The sequence below is a fragment of the Desulfosarcina variabilis str. Montpellier genome, from assembly GCF_048565275.1.
Classification (GTDB): domain Bacteria; phylum Desulfobacterota; class Desulfobacteria; order Desulfobacterales; family Desulfosarcinaceae; genus Desulfosarcina; species Desulfosarcina variabilis.
In genome coordinates, this window is record NZ_CP159846.1 from 2236036 (window position 1) to 2259815 (window position 23780).

Here is a 23780-nt window from a genome sequence, read left to right on the forward strand (position 1 = left end):
CACGGCAATGCTTGCAGGTGGTCACTATAGTCCTTGCTGCATGATAAAAATAATGATATTCATGACTTATAATGACTTCTTTCGATTCAGCCAAGATCGACCTCCAGTCACTGATCGATGTGGGAAAAATTCAGTCGATCATGGATGATTTCTACGCTCTGACCGGTATGGTAACCGCCATCCTTGATCTAAAAGGGCAGGTCCTTGAATCAACGGGGTGGCAGGATATTTGTACGAAATTTCACCGGGCTAATCCTGAAACCGCACGTAACTGTACAGACAGCGACCTTTTTTTGGCCAGCCATCTGAAGCCGGGGGAATGCGTTGATTATAAATGTAAAAATGGCCTTTGGGATGTGGTCACGCCACTGTACATTGGCGGCCGGCACATGGGAAATATCTATAGTGGTCAGTTTTTTTACGATGATGAGCAAATCGACGAATCCTTTTTTGCCAAACGGGCCGATTTGCATGGGTTCGACAAAGACGCCTATTTGCAAGCCTTGGCCCGCGTGCCACGTTACAGCAGGAAAACCATCCGGCATTTGATGGATTTTTTGATTAAATTTACCGCCTATGTTTCCGAGGTCAGTCTATCCAATTCTCAGTATGCGCAAGAGATCCGTGAACGCAAACGTGTCGAACAGGAGCGTGAGCGACTGATGACGGCCATCAGCCAGGTGGGGGAAAGCATCATCGTCACCGATGCGGATGGGATCATCCAATATGTCAATCCCACCGTTGAGACGGTGAGCGGCTACACCAGCCGGGAAGTGGTCGGTAAAACTCCACGGATGTTCCAAAGCGGCAAACAGGATAATGACTTTTATCGGCAATTATGGAAGACGATCAGCTCCGGCCACACCTGGACCGGCCGCATCGTCAACAAGCGCAAGGATGGAACCTTATACACCGAAGCGACAACGATTTCACCGGTCCGTGATGCTTTAGGGGACATTGTCAATTATGTGGCCGTGAAACGGGATATTACCGATCACCTGCGGCTTGAGCACCAGTTTCATCAAGCCCAGAAGATGGAGTCGGTTGGCCGCCTGGCCGGTGGTGTGGCCCATGATTTCAACAATGGGCTAAGCGTGATCATGGGCTACACGGAACTTGCTCTGGACCGTATGGCCGAGTCCGATCCGCTTTATGCCAACCTGCAGGAAATTCTCAAGGCCGCCAACCATTCGAAGGATATTACCCGGCAGCTGCTAGCTTTTGCCCGTAAACAGACGGTTGCGCCGAAAATATTGGATTTGAATGCCACTGTGGAAAGCATGTTGAAGATGCTGCGCCGGCTCATCGGTGAGGATATAGACATGGCCTGGTTGCCTGATTCGGGCCTGTGGCCGATTCGAATCGATCCCGCACAGGTCGACCAGATTCTAGCGAATCTTTGTGTCAACGCCCGTGATGCCATTGCCGGGGTGGGCAAGCTGACCATTGAAACCCAAACCATCCATTTGGGACCTGATTTTTGCTCGCATCATCCGGACGCTGTGTCGGGTGATTATGTGCTGTTGTCGGTAAGCGATGATGGCAGCGGCATGGACAGCGACACCCTGGATCACATTTTTGAGCCGTTTTTTACCACCAAGGCACTGGGCAAAGGTACGGGCTTGGGACTGTCCACCGTGTACGGCATCGTCAAACAAAACAACGGGTTCATCGATGCCGTCAGCCGGCCTGGCCAAGGCACGACATTCAAGCTTTATTTCCCCCGGTATCAGGGACCGACGGTGGACGAAGCAGCGGCGGCAAAGCGCGTGAAAATGGTCGAGGGACAGGGAGAGACCGTGCTGCTGGTTGAAGACGATGCATCCATTTTACAGCTGACCACGGCGATGCTTGAACGGCTTGGGTACACCGTGGTACCGGTAAATTCGCCGATTGAGGCCATGCGACGCGTCAATCAGGAACGTCTGAATATTGATCTTTTGCTCACCGATGTGGTCATGCCTGAAATGAATGGACCGGCTTTGGCCGAGAAAATGTGTAGCCTGTATCCGGATCTAAAATGTTTGTTTATGTCCGGCTATACGTTTGATGTGATGGCCTACCGTAATATTTCGAAAAAGGACCTCAATTTCATCCATAAACCGTTTACCATCAAGGACCTTTCGATCATGTTGCGCCGGATCATCGCGGCTGATTAAGCAAAGGGTCACCATCTATCCGATACCCAGCAGCCGTAAAATCATCTGTATGGGATAGAAGACAAACCGGTCCAGCACATTGAAATACATCAGGGCCAAAACGATCATGAAACCGTAAGGCTCGATGCGGCTGAAGGCCATGGCCTGCCTGGGCGGCAACAGGCCCACCAGAACGCGGCCGCCGTCCAAGGGGGGGATCGGGATCATATTGAAAACCGCCAGAAAGACGTTGAGCTGGATGGCAACAACTAAAAACAAAAGCAGGCCGTTGATAATAATGCCGGCCATGATCAGCCCCTTGAACACCAGCGACAGGGCGGCGGCCAAGAAAAGGTTGATCATCGGCCCGCCCAGGGCCGACCACATCATGCCCCGCCGGGGATCACGGAAATTGCGCGGATTGATGGGTACCGGTTTGGCCCACCCGAATACCACCGGTGATTTCATCAGGATCAAAAGGGCCGGCAACAGGATTGTGCCAAAGGGATCGATATGATCTTTGGGGTTCAGGGTCAGCCGACCCTGGGCCTCAGCCGTGCGATCGCCCAGGCGTCTGGCCACCCAGCCGTGGGCGAATTCGTGAAAGGTCAGGGCCATGAACAGCGCCACGACCTGCAGCAAAATAAAGCCTATATCCATCTGTCGTTTTCCTTATGGTGGTTCACCCGTCGGTTACGAAGACGACGCGTTCAAGCAGCACTTCTTGTATTTTTTCCCGCTGCCGCAAGGACAGGGCGCGTTGCGTCCGATCTTCCGATTTCTGGGTTTTTCGTCATTTGCTCTGGATGCCGGCGGTATATATTCCAAATCGGCATACCCTTCGGGATCACTGAGCGAATAGTAAAAATCGAGGTATGCCGAGCGCATATCTTCGACTGTCGTTCCGTCGTAAGCATTTTTAGCCTTGGCGGTCTTTAAAAACGGCAGCCCTTTATATATCTGATCCAGGGCGCCGTTGTGGTCTCCTTCCGTAGCGGCGATTTTAGCTAAATTAAAATAGCACTCGATATAGTTGGGATCGAGCCGTATCGCCTGATGATACAATGCCTTGGCTTTTTTCGACTGAGCGGTGTGACGGAATATGTTTGCCAGGCCAATATGTGTTTCCGGACTGTCAGGATCTTTTTTTAGCTGCCGCTGGTAGAGTTTAATGCCTTCGCCGATGTCCATCGTTTTTCCTTGGATCATCACAGGCAGCAGTTTAACCGGACTTCGTTCTGCGGCAGATTTCTTGGCATCATCCTTTTTTATCACCATTAGACTCATCAAAATTGCCAGGATCGCCTGATAGCCTTCTGATGTGATTTCGAAGTCGGATTCCTGGTTGCAGTTGACACAGGTCAGCTCACCGCCAATATACGGTATGCCCTTGGCTTCAGGGTTGATATAAATGTGATAGACGTCATAGCACGATTCATCCCCGCAGGATTTACAGTGTAGCTTAAGATTAAGCGACTTTTCGACCAGGGCCTCAAGCCGGCCTTCAAACATCGATTCGATCTTGTTGATCTTCTTTGCCTCGGTTGCGTTATATTGCTCGAGCAGCTTACCGTCACGCTTGGTCATGGTACCGTTCACCATCGATAACAGCAGATAGGTGCGATCGATATCACTCTGACCTTTGCTGATTTTGGGTCGCAATCGGTCCAGCCAGGGGCCTGTGGGATGTTTTTTGATGAGGTCGAGCAGCGCTTCGCGATCTGCTTTGTAGAATCGCTCGAAATGATCATTGACAATCGGGATCACCATCGGGCTATCGATATTTTCCAAAAGCTGCATCACCCCCATCAGTGCTTGGTCCGGTATTTTTTCTAGGATATCCTGCAACGGTCCCAAAATACATTCGCCATAGCGGGCTAGTGCATCCACAATACGTTCAGAATGCGGATTCATCGCCGATGGATCGGCCATTAACTGAATTAGGGACTGAATTAGACGCGCATCGTCGAATTCGCCCATAACGGCCATGATGTTTTCAGCGCCATATGTCCCCATTGATCGGGTGAGCGCATCTTGAAGGGATTGAATCATGATGTCCCGATCCCTGCTTTTGAGGCAGGCAACCACTTGAGGAAGCAATTGTGTATCATCAAACAACAGAAGATTGCATTGGAGCAGTGCAATGATGGCATCGGTATCCAGGTCATCGAAACTCGGAGACTGCCGTAGGTGGCCAGCCAGGGCGACAGCCATCAGGATTTTGAAAAACACGGGTCGATGTTTTTTCTTGTGCAAGCCTTTTAAAAAATGGCCGTCTTCGGCAAGTTCGATCAAAAATTCCAGCAAATGGTTCTTAAAACCATCAGGCTTTAAGTCCTTGGCGAACGCAAGCACAGAGCCAAACCGTCTGCGCCCTAAATCCCGCAAGCGGTCGACGATAGCACCGGCTGCTGCGATGTCTCCATAAAGAAAAACTAAATCGTCGGTTTTCAAAGCGTCGGGATTATCCATGAGATATTCGATCAAGCGAACATCAAAAAAGGAGTGTTGCAGCAGCGATAGGGCTGCTTTCAATCGTTCATCGTATGCGTCACGATCTTTTTTTCCAGCGGATGAAAATATCGCGCGGGCAATTGTGTTTAATTCAGGGTGGTCGATGGCTGACGCCGATACCAGAAGCGCGCCCAGTACAAAAAGTTCCGTATCTTCAAGGCCAGAGGAAAGGGTAAACGAACGATACGTCTTTTCGAACAATGCCATTGCCTGATTCTCGGGCAAACGGTGCAGGCATCTTAAAATGGCCGCTGTATGATCGGGATCGGCTTTTTGAGGGGATGCCAAGAAACCATTAAACATGGCTACAGCCGATTCCGGCCGGTGAGCGGAAATAATCAGTCCTGCTTCATAAAGACCCTTGTCCAGCGTGGGCCACTTGTGGATCAGAAGATCGACGGCGGATTCGAAGCAAGCGGGATCCAGCGTTTTAAAGGCTTTGGTTCGCACCATGAAATCGGCCTTGGTGAGGATCCATTCAACGGTCTGGTGGTCAAAAAAGGCATCTTCGACGTTTCGCATCTTATCCGGTGACAATACCTTGTTTTTACGGATATAATGCAAAAGCCAGTTAAGGACTATGCCTTCGGTTTTGTAGCGCGGTGATATATTATTAATCAATTCTAGCATTTGAGATTTTGTTCCATCCTTTTCGGTGATGTCTGGCATTTCAAATGCGCGCCATTGAAACACCAAGCGGTCTGAGAAGTCAAATTAAAGAAAGATTTATCTGGTATTTCCTCCTGTCTCTAGTTACAAAAATGGATAGGATCGTGTTTGTAAATACGATCCGCTATCAGTCAATTCCACCGACTACATGGGTACGCTTTGAATCACGTGGAGCATATCAATATAACATCCTATCCGTCATTTGCCGCCTTGGAAAAAAAAGAGACATGCGGGGTGGATTATGCGATCCAGATGAGATACGGGAATTCCGGTATTGCGGTGATGGCCATTCACGGCGGCGGAATCGAGCCTGGCACGACCGAAATTGCGGATGCCATTGCCGGTGATGATCACACCTTTTATTCCTTTATCGGCCTGAAGCCATCCGGCAATGCCGCGCTTCACATTTCCAGCCGCAAATTTGATGAACCCATCGGCCATGAGATTGCCGAACATGCCCGGGTTGTGGTATCCATCCATGGCTGCAAAGATAGAAAGGCCATGACCTACGTGGGCGGACGGCATGCAGCGCTGAAACTGGCGATCAAACACGCGCTTGCTGAAAAGCGTTTTCCCATAGCGGATGCCATTCGTTTTCCTGGTGTGAACCCCAAGAATATTTGTAATCGAAGCCCACATGGCAAGGGATTGCAGCTTGAAATCTCTTTTGGCATGCGTCAACAGCTCTTCGGGGATTTCTCGCGCTTTCAGAGGAATCGCGTCCAACCATCTTTTTTCGCTTATGTCCTGGCTATACAGACAGGGATCAATAGCGTTTGCCCCGCTCATCCACCATAGGTACAAACCGCACGTCCACGATTTTTTGCGCTTGGATTTTTCCTTTTTGTTTGGTCAGCAGCATGAGCCGTTGATGGCTTTTTTCTCCCACCGGGATGACCATACGGCCACCCTCGGCAAGCTGGGCCTGGAGTGGTTGGGGGATTTTCTCAGGCGCGCAGGTGACAATGATGGCATCGAACGGTGCTGCTTCGGGCCATCCCAGATAGCCGTCGCCGATTTTGATTCGGACAGATTCGTAGCCTTGGGTTTGCAGGTTGATTTTCGCCTGATCGGCAAGTGGCCGCACAATTTCGATGGTGAACACCACCGCCCCCATCTCTGCCAGAATGGCCGCCTGGTAGCCGGATCCGGTACCGATTTCCAGGATCCGCTCACCGGGCTTAACGGCCAGCACCTCGGACATCAGGGCCACGATATAGGGCTGGGAAATGGTCTGATCGTGGCCGATGGGCAGCGGTGTGTCCGCATAGGCCATCGCACTCAGCGCTTCAGGTACAAATCGGTGCCGGGGCACGGTTTGCATGGCGCTTAGCACACGGGCATCCTTGATTCCCCGGGCGTGCAACTGCCGGTCGATCATCTGCTCTCGCTGACGGTCAAAATTCGTTTCCGCGGCCCTTACAGACCACAGGTCCAGCAATAGAAACCCCATCAAAGCGAGCACGATGAAAAGGCTGCGGATCATTTGCATTCTCCTTAATAGTGAATCCGATTGAGGGGCAGACGTATTTGGAGGAAGCACAATAAAAGGGCGCGTTTTTTTACTCACTCGACGATGGCATCCGCCTCAATCTCCACCAGCCAATCCGCATCAAGGAAACGGCTGACCTCGACAATGGTGGATGCCGGGCGGATTTCGCCAAAGTACTCGCCGTGGGCCTTGGCCGCATCCTGCCAGCGATCAATATCGGTGAGCATGATGCGGGTTCGGACCACATCCGACAGGGATCCACCGGCGCGCTCGATGGCGTTTTTAATGATCTCGATGCATGCGATCGTCTGGCGGTAAAGATCTCCAGGGTAAGCTGTGCCGCCGCCGGGCGCGATGGGAGCGGTCCCCGAGACCGCGATAGTGTTGCCTATGCGCACGGCCCGGGAGAACCCGATGGGTTTTTCAAATGGAGAGCCTGAGCTGATCAATTGTTTGGGCATGATACCTCCTTAGGATCAGTCATCCGGTCTGATAAATTCGCGTAGCACTGTGGTGGCATAGGCACCGGCGGGAAGGGTGAAAGAAAACCGCACGCCTTGGGGGGCTTCGGTAATGGTCAGATCAGTCAGGTTGAGAATCGCCTCACGCCGTGAACCCGGGGCCCGCAGCGGCCGGAAATCCTCAGCGGTGAGGCCAAATTCGTCGAGCAGCGCGGTTTCCCGCTCGCCTGCCGTTTGGGTTGCCGACTTCATTTTGAAACCGAAGATCGGCCCCGTGTAAACAATGGCGCCATCGTCAAAACGCAGGCTTTCGGCCGCCAGATCCTCCACGCTAAACATGCCGCCGGTATCGGTTTTTTTGACGATGTCTCCGGCCAAAAGACGGTGAAAATCGCCGGCATCCATGCGTTTTTGCAGCCAGATATTGAACAGTGCCGATTGCACCACCGATACCATGAAGGCGTCTTTGCGCGCTTTTTTGCCTTTGGCCAGCAACGCGAATGCCCGGGGGATGTTTTGCATGTTGTGCCCGAATCGCTGGGGACCGTAAAAATTGGGGATACCGGTCTGTTTCAATTGCTCGGCAATGGCCAGGGCTTTGGAAAGGGCATCGGCATCAGGCTGGCTGACGATGATGGTGAAGCGGTTGGCCGCCACATGACCGGTCTTGATTTTATTGCGATGGCGGTTGATGGCCAGAATCTCGAAGGGTAGATCGCTCAGTGCCTGTTGGACGTCGCTCAGCTGGGCTTTGACCCCACAGCGAAAGGAAAGGGTCTGTACCACCACGGCGGTTTTATCTTTACGGCCGCCCCAACCCACATCGGACGGGGCCAGGTTCAGGCAATGCTGCATGCGTCGGGCCGCATCGGCCGTGTTCCAGCCGCTTCGACGGAAGGTGATGTACACGTGCTCGCCTTCCCCGCAGGCCGCATAGGGCAGGACCTCCTCGACCATAAAATCATCAGGGGTTTCTTTTATCGTACCGCCAATGCCGGGCAGACCGTTGGCCGCGTATGGCAGCCGGGCCAGCGTCTGCATAACGATCGTTGCCGCTTGGGTTGAGTCGATGGGATTGTCGTTTGTTGTCATTGATCTTTTTTAGGTTGTGATGTGCATGATGTTTTTTTGATTGACCAGCAGTATCACACTCCGCTAAGCTCCTTCAACCTTCCTAAAGCAGACTGATGGCCAGTTCGGAAAGCTCGCTACGCTCCCCCTTTTCCAGGTTGATGTGGGTATAAAGGGTTTGTCCCTTCATTTTTTCGATCAGAAAACTCAGCCCGTTGCTGCGGCTGTCCAGATAAGGATGATCGATCTGGTATATGTCACCGGTGAAAACGATTTTGGTCCCCTCACCGGCCCGCGTGATAATGGTTTTAACCTCATGGGGGGTGAGGTTCTGGGCCTCGTCCACAATGAAAAAGACTTTGACGATGCTTCGGCCACGGATGTAGGACAGTGGGGTAATGACGATTTTTTCTTCGTCGAGCAGTTCTTTCACCCGGCGACCACTGCCATTCCTGCCGTTTTGGTGGCTCTCGATTACGGCCAGGTTGTCGTAAAGCGGCTGCATGTAGGGATCGAGTTTACTTTGGATGTCGCCCGGCAGAAAACCGATGTCCTTGTTGCTCAAGGGAACCGACGGTCGGGCGATAAAAATCTGCCGGTATTGACGGCGTTTTTCCAGGGCGGCCGCCAGGGCCAGCAAGGTTTTGCCCGTCCCGGCCTTGCCGGTGATGGTGACCAGGGGAATGTCATGGTTGGTCAATGCATCCAGGGCAAAACACTGCTCAGCGTTGCGGGGCCGGATGCCATAGCAAACCTGGGTATCAATGCGGCGGATCAGCCGGGCCTGGGGCAGGAAAACGCCCAGGGCGGACTTGCTGCCGTTTTTCATGACGAGGTATTCGTTGGCCAAAAGGGGATTGGAAACATCCACGTCCAATATGTCGCAATCCATTTCACACGGTTTGGTGTAAAGCTGGTCGATCACATCCGCCGGGATGTTTTCCACGACGCGGGTGCCTTTATAGATGTCCGCCGGTGCCTGGACCCTGTCTGTGCTGTAATCCTGGGCCATTAGACCAATGGATTTGGCCTTCATGCGCAGGTTCACATCCTTGGTGACCAGAAAAACACGATCAAAGGATTGCTCCAAGGCGATGTGGTAAGCTGCGTTGAGGATGTGATGATCGGGCTTGTCCGGGGTAAAATTGGCTTTGAGTTTGTCATGAAAGTCGCGGTCCAGGTAGACGGTGATTTTGCCTTTGCCGGGGCCGATGGGCACTCCCCCGTTAAAGATTCGATCGCCGGTCAATGTATCCAGAGCTCTGGCAAATTCGCGGGCGTTGCAGTTAAGTATTTCCTTACCCTTTTTAAACCGATCCAACTCTTCGATGACGGCGATGGGGATAACGATGTCGTGCTCTTCAAACTGATTGATGCAGGAACTGTCATGCAGGATAATATTGGTGTCCAGTACAAAGATTTTTCGCTTACTTGACGAAAACGAAGTCATCGCACCTCCTGAATATCATGGGTTGTTCCAGATAATTCAATATCATTTAACGCTGGCAAAAAGATTTTATGAACCGAGATGACAGGTCGTTTCAAGACCGTTTGATATCGTTGCGGGGGGGAGACCGCGGGTGAGCAGTGGAAATGGGGGCTTAAATTAATCAGAGGCATCCGCTGGTGTTCAAGGGTTATAGTCAATGCCACAAATCTATTCAATATATAGCATACGAGTAAGACCGAGGCAACGACATCTTGATTTACTAGAAACGCTGATTATTTTCCGATAGTTTTGATCAACTTTATGTTGAACTTGAAGCAATGGGTATTTTAAGCTATAAATTTTATCGGCTAACGCTATCGGAAAGACAGAGTCTGCCTTTTCATGGTTAGCGTTTGATGAGGGAGATCCAAAAAAATGAAAATTGCATTCCCAGTACTGGAAAACGGCGGTATCGACAGTGTGGTTCACAATCATTTTGGTTCCGCACCCCATTTTATTTTTGTCGACCTGGATACAGACACGGTGGAGGTGTTCGAGAATCCGGATCAGGATCACCAGCATGGGGCCTGTAATCCGATGGCTGCGCTGGGTGAGCGCAAAGTTGACGGTGTTGTCGTAGGCGGGATCGGCGGTGGTGCGCTAAAAAAACTCAACGATGATGGCATTACCGTTTATCGGGCCGTTGAAGGCACGGTAAAGGAAAATGCCAGTCTGATCAAGGCCGGGAAACTACCGGTTTTTAACCCCGGTCAGACATGCGGCCACCACCATGGGGTACAGATTGAAGGCTGCGCCCATTAGCTATTGCTTATCCAGAAATGGTGAATTCATCCGATCTTGGCGGTGTAAGAAAAAAGTATTATACATCGTGTCCGTCCAGAAACAGGCAAATTGGTCATTTCTGGATGGGCACTACATAGAGGGGGAGGGGAATCATGCCATTATTTGACTTTCTGTGTGCCGATTGCGGCCATGTTGCCGAAATGCTGGTTTTTTCGGAAAAAACCACGGTCCATTGCGAGCAATGTGGCAGTAGCAATCTGAAAAAGCTCATGTCCGCCCATTCGTCTTTGTCCGGAACACCGTCGGGCGGCCTGCCCGGCCCCGGGGACACCGCGTGTTGTGGATCCACCCCGGGTCATGCCGGATGCGCCGGGCCGGGCAGTTGCTGCGGAAAAGCTTGATCCAGACTTCTCAAACAGGCGCTTACGCCACTGGTGATGCCTGTTGGTTGGATTGGCCATGATTAAGCTGTCCGATCCAATAATGTTCTTTTTTCCGATCTCCGATAAAGCGGCAACACCGAATCAGTTGATCGATCACTTGGGGATGATGGGCAAACCGTTCTAAACACTGGTAGGCCTCTTTATAGCGGTGGCGGTGGATCAGGCTGTTGGCCAGGGCTATGTGCAGGTCCACACTGTCCTGATAATGAGATATGCCTTGGTTGAGGATATCGATCGATTCTTCAAAACGGTGCTGGTGTTGATAGACAAGCCCCAATCCCCAAAAGGCGCGATGGTCCGGATGATATGTCAAAGACCGTTCAAACAGACCGACGGCAATGGTCAGGTTGTCTTTGACCAGCGGATTCATGGCGTATTCGCCATGGCTGAAGGTCATGCCCAGTCGAGAGAGAAAGTCTGCATGCAGGGCGTCGAAGGCCGGGTCATCCATCAGGTCGATCTGTTGGGTAAATTCCGGTAGCAACGCAAAATAGACTTCTCTCAGCTGACGGCCAAAATCCAGTATGGCTTGCTGGCTGAGCGTCTCGTCCGTTTCAAAATAGAGAATATCTTCGATCCGGTCGAGCCAGATATCGTCGGTCACGCCGGTGCGCCGTTTATAATCCTCGTAGAGCTGGGTCCCGGGAAACAGATCCAAAATATAGAATATCGCGGCCAGGGGCCGGATTCGCCGCAGCATGGCCAGACTATCGGCGATTGTTTGATCGGATTCGCCGGGGGCGCCATAGATAAAGTAGGCGCGGGCCATGATTCCGGCACGGGTGGTGAGGTCAAAGGCACGATGGATGTCCTTGTCGCTGATACGTTTTTGAAAGCGATCGCGGATGACCTGGCTTCCGCTTTCCACCCCGTAGCTGATCTGAGCGCATCCGGCCCGTCGCATCCAGCCCAGCATCGCCTCATCCACGCGATCCACCCGTGAGATGGCCACCCAGACAATATCGAGACCGCGGTCGATGATCCGTCGACACACGTCAATGACCAGATTCCGTTTGAGGGTAAACGTGTCGTCGGACACGAAGAAAAACGTCACCCCTTTTTCCCGCAATCGTTCCAACTGGGTGACAAAGTAGTCGGGACTGTGAAATCGCACCCGCCGTTTCCAAAAGGCTGGTGAGCCACAGAAGGTGCATGCCGACGGGCATCCCCGGGTCAGCGAGACGTGTTGAAACGTAAAATAGTCGGCGGGCATGGGCAGGCTGTCCAGATCTGCGATGGGTTCACGGTCGTCGGTTTTAACCGGTTTGTCTGCCTGGCGGAATGCCAATCCATGGATATGGGGCGGCGGTTGGGACGGTGCTTTTTCAAGCCAGCGCACCAGCTCGAGAAAACTGTGTTCCGCTTCACCCCGCACCACATAATCGATTTCAGGAAAATGGGTCAGAAAATGGTCCCAGAGAAAGGTGGCGCCCACGCCACCGAAAATGACCGTGGCGCCGGGATTGACTTTCTTGACCATGCGGGCAATGTCGATTCCTCCCCAGCGGTTGGCGTGCAGGATGGAAAATCCGACGATATCCGGCCGCTTATCCCCCAGTACCCGGTAGATACGATGGGGGGTACCCTTCAGGTTATATGCATTGAGGATGTCCACCGCATAGCCGTTGGCTCGTAGCATGGCGCCGACATAATAAAGCCCCATGGGGATGGCGCTCACATCCTCCTCGTTGATGCGCTGGTCAATAAAATAGGGGTAGACGAGCAATACTTTCATGACTCGAATGATAAACCAGTTCTTTTTTTAATTGGGCGTCAAGCGTTCTTGTCGCGGACAATCATTACCGAACAAGGCGCTTTGTGGGCGATTCGCTTAGCAACACTGCCGAATAATACAAGCCCCATGCCACTCAAGCCGAACGCGCCGACCACCGCCAGATCGGCATCGGTTTCCTCGATAAAGCGGATGATTTCCGTTGAGACATGGCCATCCCGGACCACCAATTCGTAGGCGACCGCCTCGGGAATACGGTTGGCATAAACGTCCTGCATCCGCTGGTTAAGACTAAGAATCAGATTTTCATCCGGATGTTCGGGCAACATCAGATCCGCGTCACTGAGCATGGGGTTGACCACCGGTGGTAAAATGTGAACGATGTACAATTTGGCCTGATATCGCTCGGCCAGATCCAGGGCCGTTTGAAAGGCCCCTTCAGCGTGATCGGAAAAATCCGTACAGCACACAATTTGATTAACTGCCATGGTGACCTCCTTTTATCCCTAAATGTTAAACGCGCATTTTAAGGAACGATAACTGATCAGGGAGTTCGGTCTGCGGGCAACAAGGTCCGCAGGATATCCTCTTTGCCGACCACCCCCACGAGCACCCCATTTTCCACTACAGGCAGGGTATGTAAATTTTGGTCGACCATGAGGGCGGCAACGGTTTCAATATTTGAGTCCGGGGCAACGGTTACCGGATTGGGTGTCATGGCATCGACAACGGCGGTGGCGGCAATTTTACGAACCTCTTTTTCCATACTTTTAGCGGAGCCGAGGCTGATGTAACCGTCCAGAAAGGAAAACAGCGAAGGCACGGGCAGTTTTTTTTGCTGAGCGATAATATCGCTCTGACACAGAATACCCACCAGACGGCCGGCATCATCAACGACCGGCACCCCGTTGATGCGATTTTCGAGAAGGATTTTTGCCGCTTTGAAAATTTCAGTGCCGGCGGTTACGGTAATGGGATTTTTGGTCATGATACTGTTGACCCGCATGGTGGCACCTCCGGCGAAAGGGATGACTGTTGAGCCTGGCCGTCTTTGCCGGACGGCCAGGCAATCGTATCTGATTTTCGGGTATTATTTTAAATTTTAAGTGATGGGTGGACAAACTGTCAAAACAATTCGGCCGGCGCTGGGCTATCCTCGGGCATGGATGGGAACAAAATTGTACTCTTGGTTGCCGGTGTACACCTGGCGCGGTCGGCAGATTTTCCATTGAGGATCGTCCAGACTTTCTTTCCATTGGGCAATCCATCCCGGAAGGCGCCCGATGGCAAACATCACCGTGAACATGTTGGTGGGGATGCCAATGGCACGCAGAACGATACCGCTGTAGAAATCAATGTTGGGATAGAGATTATGGTCGATAAAGTACGAATCCTTGCGGGCCACTTCTTCGAGTTCCTTGGCCAGATCCAGTAGCGGATCATTGATCTGAAGGGATTCGAGCAGTTCATCACACATCTTTTTCATGATTTTGGCCCGGGGATCGTAGGTCTTGTAGACCCGGTGACCAAAGCCCATGAGGCGGAACGGATCATTTTTGTCCTTGGCCCGTTCGATGGCTTTTTTGAAATTGCCCCCTTCTTCATGGATTTTGGTCATCATTTCAATGACGGCCTGATTGGCACCGCCGTGCAGCGGACCCCACAGGGCGGCAATCCCCGAAGAGATGGCAGCGTAAAGATTGACCCGGGCGCTGCCCACCACGCGTACGGCCGAGGTGGAGCAGTTTTGTTCATGGTCGGCATGTAGAATCCAGAAGACCCGCAAGGCATTGACCGCGGCACGATTGATTTCATAGGGCTTGACCGGCGTGTCGAACATCATGTTCAGAAAATTCTCGCAATAGGTGAGATCCGGCCGAGGGTAAATGACCTTGTGACCCCGGGATATTTTGTAAGACATGGCGGCCATGGTGCGGACCTTGGCGAGCAGTCGGGTCATGGTCAGATTGATTTCTTCTTCGAGGGTGTTCAACTCCGGGTAAAAGCTTCGCAGTGCATTGACCATGGCCGAAAGGATCCCCATGGGGTGGGACATGCGCGGGAAATTGGAAAAGAACGTCCGCATATCCTCGTGGACCAGACTGTTGTCGTTGAGCATGACTGAAAAACGGGTCAGCTGCTCCCGGTTGGGAAGCTTGCCGTTAATCAGCAGATAGGCGGTTTCCTTGAAGGTGGCATGTTCGGCTAATTGATCCACGGGGATACCGCGATAGCGCAGAATCCCTTGCTCTCCATCCATGTAAGTGATGGCGCTCGAACAACTGCCGGTGTTGGCATATCCGGGATCCAGGGTAATGAAACCGGTATCCCTACGCAGGGTGGAAATATCGATCGCCTTCTCACCTTCCGTGCCGATGGCGACCGGAAGCTTAATCTCCTGTCCATTGTAGGTAAGGGTTACAAAATCGTCCATAATGACTCCTTTCTTTCCAGAACGCCCGGATTTCCTGCGGATGCGGCTGCCCGGCGATTGATTCGATGGTCTTGTTTTTACCGGAACACGAGAACATTTGTCTTGCCTGATGGCCCGTTCTAACGCTATGGAGAATCAGGCCAATCAAAACGCCGCCAAACGATTGGAGGGGCTTAAGGGTGACTTTCCGCTTCCAAAGAACGCGTTAACCAAAACAAATATGTAAGTTTTTTTAAAAAGCTTTTCTCAATTTCAACCGAACGAAATAAAAGCGTTTATTTCAGATGGCGGCACGGGGTATGAGTGGCCGGGAAAAGCTTTTCGCAATACAGTCCGTATATCCCTTTGCATGTTCTGCCAAGGGGCCAACTCTCTACTGCGTTGATTTGTCGGCTTTCCAGTTGGATAGTTTTGACGAAACAAAGGGCAGGGACTGTTGGCAACAGAGCGTATTCATATGCAGATTCGCCACCGTTGTCAATTTGAAAATTGGTTGTCAGGTGGCTGTGATTGACTTCGAATAACTGTTTTAACATATAATATCAGGGAGTTGTATAATGTCCTATAAAGATAATCTGTTAAAGAAAATCGAAATCAACCGTATGGTGAACAGCATTTCGACGATGATTGGCCCGGTGGACAGCGGAAAGCGCATCGACACGGCGGTCTTGAATCAATTGATGGCCTATTTTCCCTGGACGCGTACGCAAGAACGGGATTTGACGCTTTTCCTTGAAACCGCTGGCGCTGAAAAAACGCGGATCCTGGTGCTTGACAACGATCTGACCATCTATCACACCACTGTGCAGGACGTGGCCTTGCGCAAAAGCCCCACAGTGAAGGAAATGGTCAGCATTAAAAATGCAATCAAAATCCTCAACGACAAAGACGTGGTGGTCAGTAAAAAAGACGCCTCCTTGGAAACCATCCAGGGCATCTGCATTGGCGAGCTGGATCTTGACTACACGCCGGCCGACATCGATGAGATTGCCCAGGAAGGCAAGGCTTCCCTGGAAAACGGCTATGCCGAAGGGGTTCAGGAGAGCCTGATGCTGTTTGCCGACCTGTTACAATTAGCGCCGGCCCCACGTGCCTTTGCGCTGCAACATCACGACATCTACGGGAAAAAAGAGATTCCCCCCAGTGGGGTGATGACGTTTGGTCCCCTGGTCATGTACTCGCTGGTGCATCATTCCTTGACCTGCCTGGAGGTCGTCTTGAGCAGCCGGGATAAAAGCCGTTTTGACCGACTCAAGGCCGCCTCGAAAGGTGAAAGCGACGTGGCTGCGTCAGGGCCGGCGGTGTTTGATTTATTGAAATCTAAAGTATTATCCGCCGGATAAACCCCACTCAAGTTGGAAATGAAAAGCTTCCGATAAGGTTGTTCTGCAAAAGTGTTAAGTGTTAAGTGTTAAGTGATGGATCGGATCTAATTTTATATAGAAATCGATAGGATGCCTTTCCTTAACACTTTAAACTTAATACTTAACACTGTTCCATCGATCAGTTAAATTCACGCGACTTGGCTGGAAAAGATGTCAGCTGAAGCTTTCCGGATATCCGGAAAACATTTTTCGACTACATGCCAAACTTGCGCAATACTTCGATGACTTTTTCCTGGCTCTGTTTTTCAACGATAATGGCCTTCTGATTGTGGGCTTTTTTGATTTTTTCCGACAGGGCATCCAGATCCGCCGGTTTTTCTACAAAATCCATGGCCCCGGCCTTCATGGCTTCCACGCCTTTTTCGACTGTGGCATGGCCGGTCAACAGGATGATCTGCATCTCCGGGCGTTTTTCTTTGATGGCTTTCAAGGCCTGGATCCCGTCCATTTCCGGCATCATGAAATCCATGATCACCGCGTCATAGGAATCGGTGGCGATCAGTTTCAGGGCTTCGGTGGCGGATGTGGAGGTGGTCACCTCCATATCGCGAGCGCGCATGCGCTCGGCCATGATTTCCAGAAATTCGAGTTCATCGTCAACCAGCAATACTCTTTCCTTCATTTTTTGCTCCTTTCAATTGACCCATGAGCCGCCCACCATCCTGATATTGATGCGGCAGCGGGTCGTTATGATAAAATAATACAGATTTCACCGGTTTCATTATCCATGATTAGCGTTGCCTCGATCAGTTGGGCCACGGCTGCATCTTGGGAAGACGGGAATCCGTCAGTGGAATCAAGTGCCGTGCCGTCCAGCCCGCAAAAACGGATCTGTGCACGGCTGTCCGTTTTTTCTACGCAGATCAAGACAGCTTTATCTGCGGGGCAGGCGGCCATGGCCTGGCACAAACAGCGCCACACCAGATTCTCGAGAAAAAAGCGGTTGATCGTAACGGTAAGCGCCTCTTCCGGCGTCTGGATATGCGGGGGCTGGCCTTGCATGCCGATCAACCGGCCTGCCAAGCGGGTCATGAATTGAACGAGCGCGCCCACATCAACCTTCTCTTTTGCATCATCAGCGCTGTGGGCAAAGCGGTTCATGCCTTTGACAATCCCGTCCCCCCGGCTGACTTGCCGGGCAATGGATTGGGCCAGCCGTGATAGACGCTCCGGTGAAAGGGGCATTCCCTTTTCATGCATGCCGAGCATGTCCTGGAGCAATCCAGCGTTTTCATTGATGATGGCCAGCACATTTTTGATTTCGTGGGAAACCGATGCAGCCATTTCACCAAAAAAGCGGACCCCCTCGATGGCCAATAACGCTTGATTATCTGTCATGCAATCATCCTTGTTTGTCTGCGGCGTTGTCTGCCGGCGGCCCTTTCAAATCCACGGCACAGGCAGTTGCCATGCCGGCCCGGGGCGGGTCCAGAGGCAGGGTCACCGTAAACCGGCTGCCTTGGTTGACCTGGCTGTGAACCGTGATGTCACCGCCCATCTCAGATACCATGCCATAGGTCACCGACAATCCCAGGCCGGTGCCGCTGAGTCCCTGACCGGTGGAAAAAAAAGGCTCGAATACCCGTTTGATATCCGCTTCAGGGATGCCGTGACCGGTGTCACTGACCGTGATGCAAACGTGTCTGTCACCTTGCCGAAAGGCGGTAATCTCCAGCTGTCCCCCTTCATCCATGGCGGCAAAGGCATTGTTGATCAGGTTCAGAAAAATTTGTTGCAGGTTGCCGCGATCGCTTTCAAAAGGGGGAATATCATCGCTGACGTTAACCCGCACAGCGATGCATCGCCGCTGGGCATCTTTTTCCATGAATGCCAGCACCTGGCGAAGGATGGCATCGATGTCGACGGTTTCCAGGGATGACTCCATGTGCCTGGAAAAGTCGAGCAGGCGCCGGGTGATGGCGCCGCAGCGACGTACCGAGGCCAGTACATCATCCACCAGGCCGATCAGTTTCTGATTGCCGGCCCACGCCGGATTGAAGGTGAACAGGTCTTTGATCAGCCCCGCCTTCTGGTTGATGATGGCCAGTGGATTGTTGACCTCATGGGCCACCCCTGAGGCCAGGCGACCGATGGACACCATCTTGTTGGCATATTCCACCTGGTGAAGCGCCTGCAATCGACGTTGGTCGGAGGCATGGATACGATTCACCATATAGGTGGCCACGCCTAAGATGGAAATTAAAATCAAGATGATACTGAACACCAAAAAGCCAATCAGGCGGATTCGGGGGCGCAGCCAGCGGTCCATCATACCCGATTCCTGACGGACCATCACCAGCCGAAAAGGGCTGGCGGCAATGGGGGCCAACCCGATGAGAACCGTTTGCCCGGCCTGATCCACCGCATTTTGAACCTGTACTGTTTTATCCGTCGGCAAAATGGTCAGCGGCACGTTGGAAAAGCGTTTGCCGTAGTGCGCTGCCGGTGTCTGCAGAATACCCTGGCTGTTGATGATAAATGCGTCGTCACCGTCATCGAGCCTGAGTTCGGACAACGGGCCATCCAGCACGCCGGCATTCAATGTCGACTGCAGCACGAAGAACCGGCCATCGGTCATATCATGGCGGACGGCAACCACCAGGTGATGGGGCTTGTCCGGCCTGGCCGTCACGTCCCCGATATAAAAACCATCTGCCACGGCCTGCTTAAATCCCGGGGCGGGGATGATCGGTCCCGCCGTTGGGTCATACGGCCCGGCATAGGCCCGGATGGTTCCGGTTTCGTCCAACACCGCCAGATCAAGGAAATCGTCCATGCCGCGTTGCAGATTGGACAGCAGTGTTTCCAGGCGCTGTTGAACCGTCAGGTCGGCAATGGCGTTATCGCGGGCAATGAAGGCCAGCACCGCCCGTCGTTGGGTCAACAGATGGGAAATATTGCGCCAGGTGTTGGACACCATGCGCGAGATGCCCAGGCGGACCTCGGATTCAAACGCCTGGCGAGTAAGGCGATAATCCACCACCGCCATCACCAAAATCGGGGTCAGGGTCACCACTGTGGTGAAAACCACGATCATCAGCCATTTGCCCCGGAAACTCAGATGACGGTCTCCGGCATTGGCGGCGCTGTCCTGGTAATCCCAGAAACGGGGTTTAAATCGGGAAAGGTTCAGCATGGTCATCGCCCTTCGCCTCCATGGAATAAAATACAGCAGGCCTTGATCAGGCATTGCGCTGTTGGACCTTTGCATGGGCTTGTCTCAGGGTATCGCTCAGCGCATCGATGTCCACAGGTTTTTGCATGTAGGCAAAGGCGCCCAGCGCCATGCATTCCTGCCGGTCTTTTTCACTACCGTGGCCGGTGAGAACGATTACCTCGATTTCCGGCCGGGTGGCTTTGACCTGCTTTAAAATCTCCATGCCGTCGATGCCCGGCATTTTCAAATCGATGATCATCACTTCGGGGTCGTCTTCATTGACCATGGTCAAGGCGGATTTTCCATCATAGGCCACGGCTGATCCCACGTCCCGCAGTTGGAGGCGTTCGGAAAGCGTTTGAACGAATTCCCGCTCATCATCCACCAGCAATACCCGCGACGGGACCTCGAAACTGTGCTTGCGATAAATGTGGGCCTCGTGAAAATCCTTGCCCACCCGGGTTTCCACGGATTCGACGCCGGGCATGTTGCCGGCAATGGCGCGAAGTTCCTCTTCCAGGCGGGCGAGCATCAATACCTGCTTGTTAATGGTCAGGGTTACCCGGCCGTCTTGTGCGCTTACCGACACGTCATGTCCGGCCTTGGACAGGGCCATCTCCACCCTGGCGGCCAATAAAAAGTCTTCCTGGGCCTTTTTCGATGCATCGGTCGGGCGGACGGCTTCCTTGATCAGGTTTTCCTCGATCAAGGCGCCGGCTTCTTCGACCGTCAAATGATTCATGGGGACAATGATATCGTATAGGCTGGCGTCCCACGGGTCTTTGAGGCCGTGCAGCGTTTCAACCCAGGCGGCACTGTCCGCATCTATGGCGTGGATGTGTTTCAGGGCTTCTTTTTGACTCGACCCGTCTTGGGCATGGGCCCGCTCGATGCGATAGGCGGTCTCAGCGATGATGCACACCCGCAATACATGGCTGATGGTCTGGGGAATCAACAAACTGGAAAACCCCTGGACAACGGCCGGACCCGTTTTCAGCGCCGTTGCCAGGGCCAGACGCAGGCAGGCAATCGAGCATTCTTTTTCATGGGTGAATTTGTTGAACACCGAGGTTTTGGCCGAGAACGCCCGCCTGACCTTGCTCTCCGGCATGCCGGAGGCCTCAGCGGCGCTGATGATCACCATTTCGTCAGTGAGCAGACGGTAGCCGGTACTGTCGATTACATCGCGGACCACGGCGTCCGCGTTGCAGAACGTACCGTTGAATATAGAAATCACAGACATGGTTATTCTCCTTTGGAATGGCTGTCGGTGGTCAGGGTTGTAACGGTGGTCAAGGGACAATGTGTCTCACTACCGCCTTTGTGCGTCTGTTTGTGGATGGCGTGAATAGCCTGTTTCAACGTCGGATAAATATGATCCTCGCCGATTTTATACAGCAGATGGGTGCGCCTTAGTACCGCCATCACCGGTTCATGAATACTGGAAAAGGAGATATCGATACCGGCGCTTCTCACTCGCTCCACCACCAGGGAAAGGGACTCCTGACCCGATGCATCCATATCGATGATGGATTCGGCGGAGATGATAATGTGTTTGAGTTCCTTTTTGTTTTTGCGGCGCTCGCGGATCTGATCTTCAAGATAACTGGCATTGGCAAAAAACAAAGGGCCGTCGAAACGCACCACATCGATGTAGCGGCACTCTCTCAGTCCGTGGGTGACGGCATCGTGAAGGGCCTTGTCCAGGCCCAGGGACAGATCCACCACATGGGGCCGCATGCTGCGATAGAGAAAAACGCTTAAGGACAGTCCCACCCCCACTAAAATACCCCGATCCAGATGCGGCGCGAAGGCCAGGGTGCAACAAAATGTGATGATAGAGATGGCGCCGTCGTACCACTGCGCCCGCCAGGCCTGAATGAATCCGTGGGCGTTGAGCAGGCCGGTCACCGCCAACATGATAATGGCCGCCAGTACGCTTTGGGGCAGGTGGTAAAGCAGCGGGGTGAAAAAGAAAAGGGTCGCAACCACCGCCAGGCTGGCAAACACACTGGAGAATCCGGAAACCGCGCCGGCCTGCAGATTGACCGCTGATCGTGAAAAAGAACCGGCCACGGGATAGCTTTGGGCCACTGAGCCGACCATGTTGGCCAGTCCCTGGCCCATGAGTTCCTGGTTGGGATCGATACGCTGGCCGGTTTTGGCTGCCATGGCTTTGGCAATGGAGATGGCCTCCATGAAACCGAGCAGGGCGATAATTACCGCCGACGGCATCAGCGTGGCCGCAGCATGGCCATTGACGGGCGGCAAGGAAAAGTCCGGAAGCCCTTTGGGGATGTCGCCGACGACATCACCTCCGCTGAAAAGGACCAGGGCCGAGGTGTCAAGGGTGTCGTTGCCAACCTTCACACGCCAGATGCCGTCGATTTTTTCCATGCTGGGCGGCCGATGGTCTTTTTCAAAAAAAAGAATTTTACCATCGGCTGTCCGACCGGCCTCGAGGAGCAGGTGGCGGATGCGATGCCGAAAGGCCCGTGCTTTTTTTATTTTCAGTTGCATCTGGTAATTGAGGATGTCCAGGTCCCGCCGGGCATCGATGGCGATCAGCGTGTGACCGGATTGGTCGGCCTGTTTGATGGCGGTGTTGATGTGGGCGCGTTGTTCGCCCATATGCTGGATCTGGGCGGTCTCGGCGTTAAAATGCACGATCAGGGTGCGGATTTCAGGATCATTGATTGTTTCCAGGGGCAGGGTGCTGCGTTGTTCGAAACCAGTGGCCCAGCTGAACAGGGTTGTCGCGGCAACCGCCACCAAAACATTGGGGATTTTCAGGGTGATTTTTTTCAGTCCCACCATGACCACAAAAGCGAAGACGGCCATCCCCAACGTGGGCCAATGGGTATAGTGCAGTGCGGATTTGAACACCTGGATGATGGTGTGCGCATGATGATCACTGCTGTCCACCGTGACACCGAACAGTTTGGCCAACTGACCGGTGGCGATGATAATGGCTGCGGCGTTGGTGAATCCATTGACCACCGGATGGGATAGAAAATTGACCACGACGCCCAATCGGAACAGACCGATGAGAAACTGAAACAATCCCACCATCATGGCCAGAAAAACGGCATAACCGATAAACGCCTGGCTGCCGACAGTGGCCAGGGGCGAGAGGGCCACAGCGGCCATCAGGGACACGACGGCCACCGGGCCGGTGGCCAGTTGACGGCTGGAACCGAACAGGGCTGCCAGGGCAGGGGGCAGAAACGCAGCGTACAGGCCATAGTACGCCGGCAATCCAGCCAGCTGGGCGTAGGCCATGGATTGGGGGATCAACACCAGGGCCACGGTCAGGCCGGCAAACAGATCGGCCTTGAGATGGCGGGCGCCATAGCCGGGCAGCCATTCCAAAAAAGGGAACAGCCGAAAGATGACGCGATTGACCGATGGAGATCGTAGACCCATAGCGGTTATCAGCCTTTGCCCAGCAGCCTGCGGCAGCTTGCGATCAGATTGTCGAAAAGGGTACCGGCATCATACACCCGATAGGTGTTCAGGCGGGCGATACCATCCACCATGGCGAAAAGAATCATCGCTGTTTTGCGCGGATCGTCGACGGTGACCGATCCGTCGCGAATGCCCTGTTTGATACCGGATTCAAAAATGTCCAACAGGCAGGTATAGATCGACTCCAGATGCCTGCGGCATACCGGACTGGTCTCGGCCATTTGGTAGGGAAAATGACGGTGCAGAATCAGAAACTGGTCTTCCATCTCTCCGGTAAGGTGAAGATAACGGGTGGCCACGTCAACCACCTGTTCCATGCCAGTGTCGCTGCTGGATTCATTCGGGGCGTTATTGAAAGCCTTTAAAACGCCATCCCGGACATCCTTGAGCACCTGTAAAAACAAGTCTTCCTTGTTCTTGAAGTGATGAAAAATCGTGCCCGTGGCCGCACCGGTAAGCGTGGACAGCTCGGCCATGGCGGTTCCCTGAAACCCGTTGTGGGAAAAAAGCCGTGTGGCCGTGGCAAGAATTGCATTTCTTTTGGACATGTGTTACCTTCAATAAAAAACCGACCGATTATTCG

General features: G+C 52.9%; 21 protein-coding genes. 5 read left to right on the top strand and 16 right to left on the bottom strand.

What is annotated here, in order from left to right:
• Window positions 1–71 precede the first annotated feature (71 nt).
• Window positions 72–2159 carry a PocR ligand-binding domain-containing protein gene (locus tag Dvar_RS10120; protein WP_419661563.1) on the top strand — a complete coding sequence of 696 codons (2088 nt, stop codon included), beginning with the start codon at window positions 72–74 and terminating at the stop codon, window positions 2157–2159.
• A gap of 15 nt (window positions 2160–2174) precedes the next feature.
• On the opposite strand, the gene Dvar_RS10125 is transcribed toward Dvar_RS10120, so the two are convergent.
• Window positions 2175–2798, bottom strand: coding sequence for a site-2 protease family protein (locus tag Dvar_RS10125; RefSeq protein WP_419661564.1), 624 nt, complete (start codon window positions 2796–2798; stop codon window positions 2175–2177).
• 33 nt (window positions 2799–2831) lie between these two features.
• The gene (locus Dvar_RS10130; protein WP_419661565.1) at window positions 2832–5282 is read right to left on the bottom strand and encodes an SEC-C metal-binding domain-containing protein; all 2451 of its coding nucleotides are present in this window, start codon (window positions 5280–5282) and stop codon (window positions 2832–2834) included.
• Between the two features lie 207 nt (window positions 5283–5489).
• Between Dvar_RS10130 and Dvar_RS10135 the strand changes: the two genes are divergently transcribed.
• The gene (locus Dvar_RS10135) at window positions 5490–6119 is read left to right on the top strand and encodes a poly-gamma-glutamate hydrolase family protein (RefSeq protein ID WP_419664097.1); all 630 of its coding nucleotides are present in this window, start codon (window positions 5490–5492) and stop codon (window positions 6117–6119) included.
• On the opposite strand, the gene Dvar_RS10140 is transcribed toward Dvar_RS10135, so the two are convergent.
• From Dvar_RS10140 to Dvar_RS10155, 4 genes are all read right to left on the bottom strand, one after another.
• Window positions 6088–6807, bottom strand: a complete 720-nt coding sequence (locus Dvar_RS10140; RefSeq protein ID WP_419661566.1) for a protein-L-isoaspartate(D-aspartate) O-methyltransferase — start codon at window positions 6805–6807, stop codon at window positions 6088–6090. The genes Dvar_RS10135 and Dvar_RS10140 overlap by 32 nt on opposite strands.
• 80 nt (window positions 6808–6887) lie before the next feature.
• The gene (locus Dvar_RS10145; RefSeq protein WP_419661567.1) at window positions 6888–7274 is read right to left on the bottom strand and encodes a RidA family protein; all 387 of its coding nucleotides are present in this window, start codon (window positions 7272–7274) and stop codon (window positions 6888–6890) included.
• Between the two features lie 15 nt (window positions 7275–7289).
• A complete protein-coding gene (gene truD, locus Dvar_RS10150; RefSeq protein ID WP_419661569.1) occupies window positions 7290–8366 on the bottom strand; it encodes a tRNA pseudouridine(13) synthase TruD in 1077 nt (358 codons plus the stop codon).
• A gap of 82 nt (window positions 8367–8448) precedes the next feature.
• Entirely contained in the window at window positions 8449–9795 is a 1347-nt protein-coding gene (locus Dvar_RS10155; RefSeq protein WP_419661570.1) for a PhoH family protein, read from the bottom strand.
• A gap of 414 nt (window positions 9796–10209) precedes the next feature.
• Here Dvar_RS10155 and Dvar_RS10160 point away from each other — a divergent pair, with 414 nt between their 5' ends.
• Window positions 10210–10596 (top strand): NifB/NifX family molybdenum-iron cluster-binding protein, encoded by a 387-nt coding sequence (locus tag Dvar_RS10160; RefSeq protein WP_419661571.1) that lies wholly within the window; start codon window positions 10210–10212, stop codon window positions 10594–10596.
• Window positions 10597–10730: 134 nt separating this feature from the next.
• The gene (locus Dvar_RS10165) at window positions 10731–10979 is read left to right on the top strand and encodes an FmdB family zinc ribbon protein (RefSeq protein ID WP_419661572.1); all 249 of its coding nucleotides are present in this window, start codon (window positions 10731–10733) and stop codon (window positions 10977–10979) included.
• 22 nt (window positions 10980–11001) lie between these two features.
• Here Dvar_RS10165 and Dvar_RS10170 read toward each other — a convergent pair whose 3' ends face one another.
• From Dvar_RS10170 to Dvar_RS10185, 4 genes are all read right to left on the bottom strand, one after another.
• The gene (locus Dvar_RS10170; RefSeq protein WP_419661573.1) at window positions 11002–12756 is read right to left on the bottom strand and encodes a radical SAM protein; all 1755 of its coding nucleotides are present in this window, start codon (window positions 12754–12756) and stop codon (window positions 11002–11004) included.
• A 38-nt stretch (window positions 12757–12794) separates the two neighbouring features.
• The gene (locus Dvar_RS10175) at window positions 12795–13241 is read right to left on the bottom strand and encodes a universal stress protein (protein WP_419661574.1); all 447 of its coding nucleotides are present in this window, start codon (window positions 13239–13241) and stop codon (window positions 12795–12797) included.
• A gap of 56 nt (window positions 13242–13297) precedes the next feature.
• Window positions 13298–13759 (bottom strand): CBS domain-containing protein, encoded by a 462-nt coding sequence (locus Dvar_RS10180; protein ID WP_419661575.1) that lies wholly within the window; start codon window positions 13757–13759, stop codon window positions 13298–13300.
• 144 nt (window positions 13760–13903) lie between these two features.
• A complete protein-coding gene (locus Dvar_RS10185; protein ID WP_419661576.1) occupies window positions 13904–15187 on the bottom strand; it encodes a citrate synthase in 1284 nt (427 codons plus the stop codon).
• Between the two features lie 557 nt (window positions 15188–15744).
• On the opposite strand from Dvar_RS10185, the gene Dvar_RS10190 reads away from it, so the two are divergent.
• Window positions 15745–16530 carry a hypothetical protein gene (locus Dvar_RS10190; protein ID WP_419661577.1) on the top strand — a complete coding sequence of 262 codons (786 nt, stop codon included), beginning with the start codon at window positions 15745–15747 and terminating at the stop codon, window positions 16528–16530.
• A gap of 235 nt (window positions 16531–16765) precedes the next feature.
• Here Dvar_RS10190 and Dvar_RS10195 read toward each other — a convergent pair whose 3' ends face one another.
• The 6 genes from Dvar_RS10195 to Dvar_RS10220 form a co-directional block, all read right to left on the bottom strand.
• On the bottom strand, window positions 16766–17194 hold the full coding sequence (locus Dvar_RS10195) for a response regulator (protein WP_419661578.1): 429 nt from the start codon (window positions 17192–17194) through the stop codon (window positions 16766–16768).
• A gap of 65 nt (window positions 17195–17259) precedes the next feature.
• The gene (locus Dvar_RS10200; protein WP_419661579.1) at window positions 17260–17910 is read right to left on the bottom strand and encodes a hypothetical protein; all 651 of its coding nucleotides are present in this window, start codon (window positions 17908–17910) and stop codon (window positions 17260–17262) included.
• Between the two features lie 4 nt (window positions 17911–17914).
• Window positions 17915–19714, bottom strand: coding sequence for a sensor histidine kinase (locus Dvar_RS10205; protein ID WP_419661580.1), 1800 nt, complete (start codon window positions 19712–19714; stop codon window positions 17915–17917).
• Window positions 19715–19754: 40 nt separating this feature from the next.
• Entirely contained in the window at window positions 19755–20972 is a 1218-nt protein-coding gene (locus Dvar_RS10210; protein ID WP_419661581.1) for a response regulator, read from the bottom strand.
• A gap of 2 nt (window positions 20973–20974) precedes the next feature.
• A complete protein-coding gene (locus tag Dvar_RS10215; RefSeq protein WP_419661582.1) occupies window positions 20975–23155 on the bottom strand; it encodes a SulP family inorganic anion transporter in 2181 nt (726 codons plus the stop codon).
• Between the two features lie 8 nt (window positions 23156–23163).
• Window positions 23164–23745 carry a TetR/AcrR family transcriptional regulator gene (locus Dvar_RS10220; RefSeq protein WP_419661583.1) on the bottom strand — a complete coding sequence of 194 codons (582 nt, stop codon included), beginning with the start codon at window positions 23743–23745 and terminating at the stop codon, window positions 23164–23166.
• Window positions 23746–23780 lie beyond the last annotated feature (35 nt).